This window comes from Novosphingobium naphthalenivorans NBRC 102051 (assembly GCF_001590985.1).
In the GTDB taxonomy this organism is placed as follows: Bacteria; Pseudomonadota; Alphaproteobacteria; order Sphingomonadales; family Sphingomonadaceae; genus Novosphingobium; species Novosphingobium naphthalenivorans.
This window is the reverse complement of the sequence record NZ_BCTX01000007.1, coordinates 1-12,316: the sequence shown is the minus strand read 5'-3', so window position 1 is coordinate 12,316 and position 12,316 is coordinate 1. Positions and strand designations below refer to the sequence as shown.

11 protein-coding genes are annotated in these 12,316 nt (G+C 62.6%); 3 read left to right on the top strand and 8 right to left on the bottom strand.

Annotated elements, in window-relative coordinates:
* Positions 1-378 precede the first annotated feature (378 nt).
* Entirely contained in the window at positions 379-732 is a 354-nt protein-coding gene (locus NN5_RS03720) for a hypothetical protein (RefSeq protein ID WP_013846840.1), read from the top strand.
* Positions 733-945: 213 nt separating this feature from the next.
* On the opposite strand, the gene NN5_RS03715 is transcribed toward NN5_RS03720, so the two are convergent.
* The 7 genes from NN5_RS03715 to NN5_RS03685 form a co-directional block, all read right to left on the bottom strand.
* Complete coding sequence (locus tag NN5_RS03715) at positions 946-1,866, bottom strand: nucleotidyl transferase AbiEii/AbiGii toxin family protein (protein ID WP_037484334.1); 921 nt, start codon at positions 1,864-1,866, stop codon at positions 946-948.
* A 4-nt stretch (positions 1,867-1,870) separates the two neighbouring features.
* A complete protein-coding gene (locus NN5_RS03710) occupies positions 1,871-2,656 on the bottom strand; it encodes a type IV toxin-antitoxin system AbiEi family antitoxin (RefSeq protein ID WP_021690794.1) in 786 nt (261 codons plus the stop codon).
* Between the two features lie 193 nt (positions 2,657-2,849).
* Entirely contained in the window at positions 2,850-3,641 is a 792-nt protein-coding gene (locus NN5_RS03705) for a helix-turn-helix transcriptional regulator (protein WP_021246285.1), read from the bottom strand.
* A 294-nt stretch (positions 3,642-3,935) separates the two neighbouring features.
* Positions 3,936-5,060, bottom strand: a complete 1,125-nt coding sequence (locus NN5_RS03700; RefSeq protein ID WP_021246284.1) for an ABC transporter permease — start codon at positions 5,058-5,060, stop codon at positions 3,936-3,938.
* Between the two features lies 1 nt (position 5,061).
* Positions 5,062-7,845: a ribosome-associated ATPase/putative transporter RbbA gene (gene rbbA, locus NN5_RS03695; RefSeq protein ID WP_280528967.1), complete on the bottom strand. Its 2,784-nt coding sequence runs from the start codon at positions 7,843-7,845 to the stop codon at positions 5,062-5,064.
* On the bottom strand, positions 7,809-8,882 hold the full coding sequence (locus NN5_RS03690) for an HlyD family secretion protein (RefSeq protein ID WP_021246282.1): 1,074 nt from the start codon (positions 8,880-8,882) through the stop codon (positions 7,809-7,811). The genes rbbA and NN5_RS03690 overlap by 37 nt, the downstream gene beginning before the upstream one ends.
* Positions 8,879-10,288 (bottom strand): efflux transporter outer membrane subunit, encoded by a 1,410-nt coding sequence (locus NN5_RS03685; RefSeq protein WP_037484510.1) that lies wholly within the window; start codon positions 10,286-10,288, stop codon positions 8,879-8,881. Before NN5_RS03685 ends, NN5_RS03690 begins: the two co-directional genes overlap by 4 nt.
* Positions 10,289-10,454: 166 nt before the next feature.
* On the opposite strand from NN5_RS03685, the gene NN5_RS03680 reads away from it, so the two are divergent.
* Positions 10,455-11,213 (top strand): TetR/AcrR family transcriptional regulator, encoded by a 759-nt coding sequence (locus NN5_RS03680; RefSeq protein ID WP_048576741.1) that lies wholly within the window; start codon positions 10,455-10,457, stop codon positions 11,211-11,213.
* Here NN5_RS03680 and lptB read toward each other — a convergent pair.
* Positions 11,203-11,952 carry an LPS export ABC transporter ATP-binding protein gene (gene lptB, locus NN5_RS03675; RefSeq protein ID WP_047169120.1) on the bottom strand — a complete coding sequence of 250 codons (750 nt, stop codon included), beginning with the start codon at positions 11,950-11,952 and terminating at the stop codon, positions 11,203-11,205. The two genes, NN5_RS03680 and lptB, sit on opposite strands and share 11 nt — an antisense overlap.
* Before the next feature lie 60 nt (positions 11,953-12,012).
* Here lptB and NN5_RS26570 point away from each other — a divergent pair.
* The coding region (locus tag NN5_RS26570; RefSeq protein ID WP_217998590.1) for a hypothetical protein at positions 12,013-12,316 on the top strand (304 nt) is incomplete at its 3' end.

Sequence of the window (12,316 nt, the reverse complement as noted above, 5' to 3'; positions counted from 1 at the left end):
GCCAGTTCCGGTAAATGTCGCGGTTGGGACAGCTTTTGCGGTGTCCAACACGGACTGCGTCTCAGCCGCTTCTGCTGGGCATATGACTTACAAGGTCGGCACGAGACCGTGCATTTTCCATATCTCGAGCATCTCCATCCCCGGGCAACCCCATTCTCGGCACCTCCGCTGATGCGAGCGGCGGCGCGACCTGTAAGGCTGGCAGTCATGATGTTTTCAAAATCTGAAGTCCGGCTAACGGCTCGGAAATCATAAAATAGCGCATGGCACCTTCGCGCAAAAAGCCAGCGCACAACAATATCCAAGTTGGGGGTTGTTGTTGATGAAAATCCCGCGATTTCTGTCATGCTCCTCTGCAACTAAGAAGGAGGTGAGAGCATGGGGAGCGGTAACGAGCCGGGCAACGACGAATTGAAAGAACAAGCGCTGGAAATGATGGAGCAGTCCTTGGCGATCCTATACGCCTTGCAGGAACCCGCTGCTGCCGATCTCCACGATGTGATTGAGAGGGTCATGGGGTCGTCGGGCAAGATGGGGGAAGAAGGCGAGGTATGGGATTCTGTTTTTACCGATCTACCGCACCTGACCATGCGGGCCTTGTTCCTTCATCGCAATGACGGCTTTACCGTTGGCCAGATCGCACGCCGCCTCCGCATCAGCGAGGCCGACGCGGCGGAGCGCCTCGACCACGCTGTGCGCTATGTTCGCGCGCCTGCATCACCAAGAATATAGGCAGCGCTAGCGGAAAGACATTGCCCGGCCATTCCGCCAAAATCCATGTCGAACCGTAAGCCTTCAATGTACCTGCTGGTCCCAAACGCGAGCGGCTCCCTCTCCCATCACCTCCACCCTTTCCTCGCTGCTCCCGCACTTCACCTAACCACCACCCTTCCGCGCTGCTCGCCGCAAACAGGCTGACCTGCAGGCGTCGGAGGGGCGCCTGACCTATCCCGGCAGCAATTGCTTCTCCAACGCGGCAACAAGCTCCTGCCTCTTGCCAGGGTCCAACCGGTCCAGGTTACGTTGCTTCCACAAGACCGCGGGCAGTCGCCTCGCCTCATCAATGCCCGCAAGCGCCCAGTCCGGTTCACCACGCTTGAAGCCGACAAGGAATTGCCGATGAGTGTCAGGCATCCCGGCAACCATGCGCGCGATGATGTCTTCACGCGCTGATTCCAGTTCCGCCAGAGTGATCGGCTGGTGAGTCATTCCGACGAAACCGCGCTCGAACTCCTCGGCGAGCGGTTTACGGGCGGGAGCGAGAACCTCGGCCATCGGGCGATTATGGCTGGCGAGGTAGACGAGAAATGCACGTCGCAAATCGTCTGTGACGCCTTCGTTCGCCAGCAAGTCGCGGACGTCGAAGAGGTCGCGAGGGTGCTGCCGGTCGAGCGCCGCCACGATTTTTCCCGCATAGAGATCGGCGAAGGACACCACCTGAATCTCAGCAAAACCAAAGGCGTCCTCGACTGCGGGAACGACACCCATAACGACGGGATCATAGACCGTCCCGCGCAACACTGGCGTGACCTCGATCTTGATCTGCACATCATCCGCACGAACGATGAGCTTGGTGACGATTTTTTCGTCAGCGGAACGCGACGCATGAATCCTGGCTCCGACCAGTCCTTCCTTGATGCGTTCCTTGATCCGCAGCATCGCCGCATCGATCGTGGCGAGCGAGGTCGCGCGGTCCTCGATCGGCAGATAGGTGAGGTCGATGTCCACCGAAAGTCGCGGCAGGTCACGCACGAACAGATTGATCGCTGTTCCGCCTTTCAGCGCGAAGATATCCTCCTTCGCGACGTGAGGCATAACACGCAGAAGAAGAGCGACCTGTCTCCGGTAGCCGTCGAGAAACGCCATACAGCTATTCTCCCGCCAGGTCGGAGGGCACGGTGATGTTGTAGCGCCGGTCGAGCTTCCCTCCTTTGACCAGGACGCGTTTGCCCGATCCGAGATCCAGGCGGGAAACATCGAGCTTCGAACGCCAGGCATGGCCATGGCGATCCGCGAAGAAGAGGAAGAGACGCTTCACTTTTACGCTCGCGCACGCCTCAAGAAGTGTCTGAAGGCGACGTGGGCTGAGGTCGCTCATTCCTTCCATCAGCATGTCGACCTGATGGAAGCTCTCATGGGGAAGCTCATCGAGCAGTTCGAGAACGGCGCGTTCCTTGCTCGAACAGCGGATCGGCAAGGTCGTGCCGGCGGTGCTGGACATCCGGGGCGCAGGCTCGGGAGGAATCTCGCCGTCGACTGGAAACAGCCGGAGGCTGTTATGCCAGCGGAACGAGACATCGAGTGGCAGGCTGTCGAGCCATGTCGGCGGCCGGCTTGGCCCATAGAGATGGACTTCGCGCACCGTTATGGAGAGATAATGAGCGTAGCCCTGCTGTTCGAGCGCTGTGCGCCCGCCAACTGTCAAAGGCAGGTCCAACAGGGATTGCAGTGAGATAACGGCCTGTTCCCAGGTGAGCGGTCCACGCGAGCGGCGATAGACGCGCCGGGTCGGGCTATCGAGCCATCCCGCGCGAACATATTGGCTCCGCAGCGATGATGAGTAACCATGGGCTTCCATCCATGCCGCGTCGACCAGCAGGCTCTCTGGGAGATCCCGTTGCAGCCGGTTTAATTTTCCTAATGTTTGCGAAGCCATGCTATGCATTTTGACAGATTGGGAAACTACTGTCGAGTTTATTAATTTCGAAATTGGCTAAGCCTTGCTTGGCATTATCAGAGCTCGGCAAACTGGATCGTGCGACCGTAGGTCAATACACTTATCCGCCCTAGGCATGGCGATTCGCGGGCCAATTGACGGGATGCGCAACACGGCGACACCGACAGGACTGTCAAGGACTGCGCCGTTTCGCCCTGTGGCGCGGGCGGCGGGGTCCAGCCTCAATGATCCCTTGGTCGTTTCGAAGGATCTGCGCGTCGATGAGCGCCCTGGCGACAAGCTCTGAGCGCTTGTAGACGCCGTAACGCTGCTTTGCGTGGGAGACGAAATAGCGCACCGAGGTCTCGCTCAGACCGAGTATCTGGCTGATCTCCCAATCGCTCTTGCCGACGGCGACCAATGCCGTGCATTGAGCTTCGCGGCGCGTGAGCCTGGGTACGTCATGTCCGCGCGAGGCATGATGTAGTCTGAGGCCCGCCTTGAACCCGAAGGCAGCGACGATGTGGAGCGTCGTCAGTAGCGATGGCGAAGCCATGATCGGCTCCGCGCGTGCGAAAGTGCAAGACGCATGGGATTCGCTCGGTATGTGGAGCGGCACGGTGACACCGTGGACGAGACCATGCAGCCGCGCTTCTTCGAACAGGGCTGATTGTGTGCCTGTGAGATCGACATAACCGGGAATCTCGTCCCAGCTGAACGGGCGGTCCAGCAACTGGCTCACCTCATAGACTGGATCGATGACGTACGCGTGGCTCTCGGTGTAGAAACGCACGAACTCCGCCGGATAGTTGGTAATAACCAGCGCCCGTTCGACCAAGCGTGGGAGGCCGCCATGTTGGATCATCGCGACATAGGGGAAGCCCATTTTCGTGGCGGCATCAGCTAAGGCGGCGAGCAGCGCTTCCATTGAAGAAGCGGCATTGAAGCGTGAGAGTGTCTCACGCATTCTGGCATTGACATACATGGCATCCTCCTTGGGTTGTGTTGGCCGTGCACCGGCAAACGTGCCAGAAGAAGCCGTTGTGATACCTATGGGAGATAGGGGGCATTCACAGCCGTCAGCCAGCGCTATGGCTGACGCGTGAGGCTGCTAGGGCAATCGTGGATTCGCTGTTTCGAAAACCTGGCTCAGGATCCGCGACACCGCCGCCGGTATTATTCTCCTGCGAAACCTGCGCGGAACCGTTCGGCAATCGTTAGTCTGAAGCATCGTTACGATGTCCCACGCAATTTGGTGTTCTGACATTCGACTGCCTCCTCACGCCATCGTGCCGATGGTTCGCCGGAACCGCGCCAACGCAATGGCGAAGAAGATCGCGCCGATAGCAATGATAGCCAGGAACTGGGGCCAGACCACGTCAAAGCCCGCGCCCCGGTAAAGGATGGCCTGCGCCATCTTCACGAAATGGGTGGTGGGCGCGGCCAACATGACCGTCTGGACGAACTCCGGCATGCTTTCGCGCGGCGTCGAACCGCCGGACAGCATCTGCAACGGCAGCAGCACCAGCATCAGCAACAAGCCGAACTGCGGCATGGAGCGCGCGATCGTCCCCATGAAGATGCCGATGGAGGTCGTGGCGAACAGGTGCAGCCCCGCTCCGGCGAGGAACAGCGCGATCGACCCTTCGACGGGAACGGACAGTACCCCTTCCACCATCACGAAAAGCGCGAAAGCGCAGGCGACCAGGACAACGAGCCCCATGGCCCAGACCTTGCTGGCCATGATCTCGAACGGCGTCACCGGCATCACTAGCAGGTGTTCGATCGTGCCGTGCTCGCGCTCGCGGATCAGGGCCGCGCCCGTCAGCACGATCGACAGCATGGTGACGCTGTTGATGATTTCCATGACCGCGCCGAACCAGCTTTGCGCCAGCGTAGGATTGAACCGCACGCGCAGCGCCAGCTCGACCGGGACCGGCGTGCTCGCACGCGTGCCTTTCATGAATTCGGCAACTTCGCCCTGCACGATCTGCTGGATGTAGCCGCCGCCCGTGAAAGCCTGGCTCATCCGCGTAGCGTCAACGTTGAGCTGCAAGCCGGGTTGGCGTCCCGCAAGTACGTCTCGCTGAAAATCGGGCGGGATGTCGAGAGCGAACGTATAGCGCCCGGCATCCAGCCCCTTGTCCACTTCGTTCAGTCCCACGATCGAAGGGGGCGTGAAGTGCGGCGGATAAAAGGCGCCGGTTATCCGGCTGGAAAGCTGCGACTGGTCTTCATCGACGATCGCGATAGGCGCCTTGTGCAGCGTTTCCGGCATGGCGGTTGCCGCGACGTAGATCCCCACCGAGAACGAATAGAGGATCAGGAACAGCATCATCGGATCGCGCCACAGGCTGCGCAGTTCCTTGATGCCGAGCCGGTAGATGTTGGCCGCGTGGCGCATATCAGCTCTCCTGCTTACGCAGCAACGCGACACACAGCGCCAGGATGACGGGAAACGTCGCGAACAGCACGAGAAGGTCAGGCCAGAGGTCGGCGAAGCCCAGCCCCTTGGAAAAGACGCCGCGGCAGATGGTGACGAACCAGGTCGCGGGATATATCGATCCGATCACCGCGCCCGCCCCCTCGAGCGAGGACACCGGGTTGATCAGGCCGGAAAACTGCACGGCGGGCAGGATCGTGCCGATGGCGGTGGCGAACATCGCGGCAATCTGGCTGCGCATGAAGATGGAGAACAGCAGGCCGATGGCCGTCGCCGACAGCGTATAGAAGAGAGCGCCCAGCGTCATCGCGAGGAAACTGCCCGTCAACGGCACACCGAACATCGTGACGGCGAGGAACACCAGCAAGACATAGTTCAGCATGGCGAGCGCGACATAGGGAAGCTGCTTGCCCAGCAGGAATTCCACCTTGCTGATCGGCGTCACGTAGAAATTGACGATGGAACCCAGCTCCTTTTCCCGCACCACGCTCAAAGCCGTCAGCATCGCCGGGAACAAGAGCAGCATCATCGGAATCACGGCCGGCGCGATGGCTACAAGGCTTTTCACGTCCGGATTGTAACGATAGCGCAGCTCGATATTGACGAGACCCATCGATGGCCGCGCACCTGTTTCCTGCACGGCCATTTCACTGAGCCAGTGGGCATGCAGGGCCTGGACATAGCCTTGCACGGTCTCGGCCCGCTGCGGCATGGCGCCATCGACCCATACACCGATCTGCACCGGCACGCCCCGGCGCAGGTCGCGCGCGAAATTGGGCGGAATCTCCAGGGCCACGCTCAGTTCGCCCGAGCGCATCCGCCGGTCCAACTGGCTATAGTCGGTGATCGGCGGCCGTTCGATGAAATAGCGCGATCCGGCCAGGTTGAGGACGTAGTTCTCGCTGGTGGTCGTGCCGTCGCGGTCCAGCACGGCGAACGGCAAGTCCTCCACGTCCATGCTGATGCCATAGCCCATGATGAACATCAGGATGACGCTGCCCAGCAGGGCCAGGGTGGCGCGGATGGGATCGCGGCGCAATTCCAGCCCTTCGCGCCGGGCATAGCTCATCATCCGGCGCCGCATGAACCATGGGGAGCGGGCCGGTGCAGCCGAAATGTCCTGATCGGCCGCGGCAGGCGCGCCCGCAGGAACCGGATCGTCCCTCTTTTCTGTCGGCGTCTCGCCGCTCGCATCCTGAAGATAGGCGATGAACGCTTCTTCCAGGTCCGCCGCGCCGCGGTTCTCGACAATGGCGGCGGGGGTGTCGCTGACCAGCACCTTGCCCGCATGCATCAGCGATATGCGGTCGCACCGCTCCGCTTCGTTCATGAAGTGCGTGGAAATGAAGATCGTCACCTTGTCGCGCCGGGACAGGTCGATCATCATCTGCCAGAACTGGTCCCGCGCGATCGGATCGACGCCGGACGTCGGTTCATCCAGGATCAGCATTTCCGGCTTGTGGATCATGGCGACGGCTAGGCTGAGCCGCTGGCGCTGGCCCAGCGGCAAGGCGCCGGGCAACGCATCCATGATGCCATCCAGGCCGAACCGCTGCGCCATTTCCCTCACGCGGGCCGGCACTTCCCCGGCGGGAACATGGAAGAGCTGGGCATGCAGCTCGAGGTTCTGCCGGACCGTCAGTTCCGAGTAGAGCGAGAAGGCCTGGCTCATATAGCCAACGCGCCGGCGCGTCGCCATGTCGTCATTCTCGACCTCGCGGCCGAACAGCCAGGCCTGGCCTTCGCTGGCTTTCAGCAGGCCGGTCAGCATCTTCATGGTGGTCGACTTGCCGCAGCCGTTGGAGCCGAGGAATCCAAAGATCTCGCCGCGCTCGATGCGAAAATCGACATGATCGACTGCCGTGAAATCACCGAAACGCATGGTGAGCCCCTGCGCCTCGATGGCGATCTCGGCCTCGCCGCCGTCGCTGCGCGGCGGAATCTCCACCGGCTTGTGCCCGCGGCGGCGCTCCTCGGGAAGCATCGAGATAAACGCCTGTTCCAGCGACTGTTCGCCGGTGCGTGCATAGAAGTCGGCTGCGGTGCCGGTGGCCAGCACCTTTCCCGCGTCCATCGCGATTAGCCAGTCGAAGCGTTCGGCCTCTTCCATATAGGCCGTGGCGACCAGCACGCTCATGTGCGGGCGGTTCGCGCGGATGCGGTCGATCAGATCCCAGAATTGCGCGCGCGACATGGGATCGACGCCGGTTGTCGGCTCATCCAGCAGCAGGAAATCGGGATCGTGGATGAGCGCGCAGCACAAGCCGAGCTTCTGCTTCATGCCGCCCGAAAGCTTGCCCGCCGGGCGCTTGCGGAACGGCGCGAGGCCCGTGCTTTCGGTGAGGTCGGCAATGCGGCGCTCGCGTTCGGCCGCGTCCTGCCCGAACAACCGCCCGAAGAATTCGAGATTTTCGTCGATGGAGAGCGTAGGATAGAGGTTCTTGCCCAGCCCCTGCGGCATATAGGCGATGCGCGGACACACGGCGTTGCGGTGGCGGGCCTCGGCCATGTCGCCGCCCAGCACCTCGACCCGGCCCTCCTGGATGGCTCGCGCGCCCGCGATCAGGGAAAACAGGCTGGACTTGCCGACGCCGTCCGGGCCGATCATCGCCACCATGCGCCCGGCGGGGATTTCAAGATTCACATCATCGAGCGCCAGCACCTTGCCGTAATGCAGGCTCACGCCCGAAACGCGGGCGACAGCTTCCGTCATTGCGGCACGTTGACGGTCAGTTTCGCGGGCCATTCGGATTTCGGATCGATCCGCACATAGGCCATGCCCGGAAGGCCGGTCTTGACCTGGGTGATATAGCGATCGAGCAACTTGCGATCGATCTGCGCCTTCACGCGGAACATCAGTTTCTGGCGCTCGCTTTGCGTCTCCACCGTCTTGGGCGTGAACTGGGCCACATCGGCAACGAAGCTGACTTTCGCAGGGATCGCACGATCCGGAAGCGCATCGAGCACGATGCGTACATCGCTGCCCAGCGCCACCTTGCCCGCGACCGTTTCCGGCAGGAAGAAGGTCATGTAGACGTCGCCCAGATTGACCAGGTTGAGCACGCGCCCGCCGCCACCCACGACTTCGCCCGGCTGGGCGACGCGATATTGCACGCGGCCGGCCGTCGGCGCCTTGAGGTCGCTGTCGCGGATATCGGCCTCGATCCGCTGGATGGTGGCGCGCACGGCATCGACCTGCGAACGCGCGCCGATCACCTGGTTGCGCGCCGTCGTGATCGCCGCGTCGACGGCCGCGAGTTGGGCGCGAGCGGCCTCCACTGCCGCCGCCGCGCCTTCGACGCGGGCCTGATCGTCATCCCGTTCCTGCACGGCGGTCGCACCTTCTCGCGCCAGCGTTTCCGATCGCGCCAGCCGCTTGCGCGCCGCGTTCAGCTCCGCCTCACGCTGGCGGACGCCGGCGAGAGCCGCCGCCCGGTTGCTCTGCTGCTGCGCGACCTGGCTGGTCGCGATCTGGATGCCGTTCAGCGCCTGCGCCAGTTGCGCTTCGGCTTCGGCCCTCTGGGCACTCAGCACGTCCGTATCCATATGGGCGACGACTTGCCCCGCCTGCACGAACGCGCCTTCGTCGACCAGGATTTCGCGGATGCGGCCGGGCGATTTGGCGGAAACGTCGATTTCAACCGCTTCGATCCGGCCGTTACCGCCGACGATGCCTTCGGGCAAATCGCCGGGCTTGAGCACCTGCCAAAGGAGCAGAGCTACAACGACGAGCGCCGCCGCGATGCCGCCCCTGATGAGCCATGTCTTCCGGGACGCCGTCATCGCCTGTGTTCTCCGCCTTGATCGTTGCTGTCGTGGACGACTTCGGCGGGAAAGCCCCCGCCAAGCGCCGCGTAGAGGGCTATGCCGCTCGCCAGATGAGCGCGGCGCAACTGGATCAGCGCCTGTTCGGTGTCGAAAAGGTCGCGTTGCGCGTCCAGCACTTCCAAATAGGCCGAACGCCCGTTGTCGAACCGCAACCCGGCCAGCCGAGCCCGTTCGCGCAAGGCGTCCAGCGAGCTGCGCGCGGTGTCGATCCGCAACGCCAGTTGCCGGCGCCGGACCAGCGCGTCGGAAACATCACGAAACGCGCCCTGCACGGTCTTTTCATAGCTGGCCACGGCTTCGACCTGCCGCGCTTTCGCCAGATCGAGGTTGCCGGAAAGGCGGCCCGCATTGAACAGCGGCAGGGCGATCGTCGGGGTGAAGCTCCACGCGCGGCTCCCGTCGCCGAACAGCCCGTCGAGATCGGAACTCGCCGTGCCGAAGGCACCCGTCAGGCTGATATTGGGAAAGAACGCCGCCCGCGCCGCGCCGATATCGGCGTTGGCCGCCCGCAATTGATATTCCGCCGCCACGATATCAGGCCGGTTGACCAGAAGGTCGGAGGGCAAGCCCGGCGGAAGGGCGATATCCGGTCCGGTTTCGGCAAGACCGAGGGGCCCAGGCACGATCTCCACGGGCCGCCCGACCAGCAGCGCCAGCGCGTTGCGGTTCACGTCGCGGTCCTGCTCAAGCGCTTGCAGCGCATCCTGCGCCTGCGCCAGCAGCAACTGCGCCTGGGTCATTTCGAGCTTCGAGCCGGACCCGACTTCATAGCGGCGGCGCATGATCCGCAGTGAGTCCTCGCGCGTGACGATCGTCCGCCGGGCAAGCGCGAGGCGTTCCTCATATTCGCGCTCCAGCAGATAGCCATTGGCGACCTGCGCGATCAGGCCGGTGGCAACGGCGCGCTTCGCCTCTTCCGTCGCCAGATAACGATTGCGCGCGGCGTCGTTCAGGTTGCGCAGACGGCCCCAGAAATCGATTTCCCAGCTCGCGCTCACCTGCGCGGTGACCTGCTTGATGTCATAGCTCTGCGTGCCTGCGCCCGGCAGGCTGATGATGGAACGACCCCGCGTGCCGGTGCCGACGGCGTTGAGTTCGGGATAGAGCGCCGATCCCTCGATACGCCAGGCCGCGCGCGCCTGATCGACGCGGGCCGCGGCGATACGGATATCGCGGTTGTTCTCCAGCGCGGCCGCGATCAGCACACGCAGATGCTCTTCCCGGAAGAAATCATGCCAACCGATCCGCGCGATGGACGCGCCCAGCGCGGCTGGCGCGGGATAGTCCTGCGGCACCGGCTGGGCCGGCCGGACATTGGGCGGCGCGAAGGAACAGCCGGACAGGAAAGATGGCACGATCATCGCCGCCATGACGGCCCGGAACCCGCATAAACGGCCAGTAATATGAGCGCTGCGAGCCATCTAGTCCGGTTCCATTCTGGTTCAAACAGGCGGTACGCCTATGGGCAAGCACCTCTCCGGACTATTAGTATCTACACTTAGTGGTTTTGATATTGCCCGGTATCACTTGCCGATCAAGCGCGAAAGCTGGAATGAAGCAGCGATGGGCCGCGAGCGATTCATGAAAGATGACGGCGCCGCATCGGGAACCGGCTCGCGTCTGCCTGCCCGCGATCCCAGGGGAGGAAGGCCGCCACAGGAGGTCGCAGCCCGGCTTGGACATCATATCCTCGAGACGGCGCTTGCCCAATTCATCGCCGGCGGCGTCGAGGGTACGAGTATGGAAGCTATCGCCGCCGCCGCACAGACATCGAAGCGAACGCTCTATTCCCGCTTCGGCTCAAAGCTCGCCCTGCTCGTCGCCGCCATGGAACACAGCCTTGCCCGCTATCTCGATCCGATCGCGGCATCGGTCCCTCGAGGAAGCACCCGCAAAAAAATCGCCTATATCGCTCGCAGGATGCTCGACCTGTCGCTTCAAGGCGATGTCGTGGGCATCGAAGCGCTCATCATCTGGCTGGCAAACCACAATCCGGGCATGATGCGGGCACAGCCCGCGATCGGCACCCAGTTCGGCATCGATCTGATGCAGACGATCCTTGCCGAGGCGAGCGAACCGAACAGCGAGGAAGCAGGCGATCTTCCGTTCCTCGCTGCTTTTCTCTTCGACGCGCTGGTCACCGTGCCGCGCCAGCGCATCCTGCAGCGCCATGATCTGCACAACACCACCCGGACAAAGGCTGCCTATATCGAGCGAGCGCTCGACCTCATGGCAAAGGCCATTCCGTTCCTGAACGAAGGGCGCGGTAACCGCCTCACATCCTGAAGCCCTCGCCAAGATAGCGATGCCGGACTTCGGGGTTGTCGAGTACCGCTTCTGGGCCGCCCTCGAACAGCATCCTGCCCTGATCGATGATATAGGCCCGCTCGACCAGTTCGAGCATCTCATGCACATTGTGGTCGGTCAGAAGGATCGCCACGCCTTCTCGCTTGAGCTTTCGCACCATCGCCTTGACGTCGGCGATCGACATGGGATCGATGCCCGCGAACGGTTCATCGAGCAGGATGACCGAGGGCGCTGCCGCCATGGCCCTGGCGATCTCGCAGCGCCTGCGTTCCCCGCCGGACAACCGCTGTGCGGGAACGTCGCGAATGTGGGCGATATTGAACTCGGCAAGAAGTTCATCGAGCCGCGCGGCAGCTACATCGCGATCGGCGATATGCAGTTCGAGCACGGCCGCGATATTCTCCGCAGCCGTCATGCCGCGGAAGATCGATCCTTCCTGGGGAAGATAGCCGAGGCCCAGCTTCGCTCTTCGATCCATGGGAAGCGCGGTGACATCCTGACCGCCAATCTCGATCCTGCCGGCATCCACGCTCATCAGGCCGGCAATCGCATAGAAGCAGAGCGTCTTGCCGGCCCCGTTTGGCCCCAGAAGCCCCACGATTTCGCCTGCCCGCACTTCGAGCGCGACATCGTCAAGCACCTTCCGCTTGCCAAAGGACTTCTCGATCCCGGCGATCGAAAGAACCGTCGGCGCGCGCTCGACTGCGACCGGTCCGATTGACGCGGGCGCAAGCGGCTCGCTCTCCGAACGCGCGGCCGGCGATACGAGTTGGGCATCATGCCCGAGATTTCCGCCAAGGTCCCTCAAAAGCCGGGTCAGTACGCGTCTCCATCCCGGCCGGCCAGCACCAGCGCAACCGCTGCCATCATGGCGATCTCGCGGATCATCCATTCTCCTTCAATTTCCCGCAAAATTGCCCGGGATGACGACCGCCGTACACTGTATCTCCAGGCAATGCATCGCCATCGTGAACTATACCTAGTGGCTTTACGCTCAATGATTGAGGCTCCTTTTTCTCCAGCAGGCCATGGCCGAATATCCCCGCGCCCGCGGTTGCGACTGGCCGTCAGACAGCCGTCCG

Bases quoted from the DNA above. Each gene is read 5' to 3' on its own strand.
- NN5_RS03710 (WP_021690794.1), bottom strand. From the start codon at position 2,656: ATGGCTTCGCAAACATTAGGAAAATTAAACCGGCTGCAACGGGATCTC.
- NN5_RS03690 (WP_021246282.1), bottom strand. From the start codon at position 8,882: ATGACGGCGTCCCGGAAGACATGGCTCATCAGGGGCGGCATCGCGGCG.
- NN5_RS03700 (WP_021246284.1), bottom strand. From the start codon at position 5,060: ATGCGCCACGCGGCCAACATCTACCGGCTCGGCATCAAGGAACTGCGC.
- NN5_RS03705 (WP_021246285.1), bottom strand. From the start codon at position 3,641: ATGTATGTCAATGCCAGAATGCGTGAGACACTCTCACGCTTCAATGCC.
- NN5_RS03720 (WP_013846840.1), top strand. From the start codon at position 379: ATGGGGAGCGGTAACGAGCCGGGCAACGACGAATTGAAAGAACAAGCG.
- NN5_RS03685 (WP_037484510.1), bottom strand. From the start codon at position 10,288: ATGATCGTGCCATCTTTCCTGTCCGGCTGTTCCTTCGCGCCGCCCAAT.
- NN5_RS03715 (WP_037484334.1), bottom strand. From the start codon at position 1,866: ATGGCGTTTCTCGACGGCTACCGGAGACAGGTCGCTCTTCTTCTGCGT.
- rbbA (WP_280528967.1), bottom strand. From the start codon at position 7,845: ATGGCCCGCGAAACTGACCGTCAACGTGCCGCAATGACGGAAGCTGTC.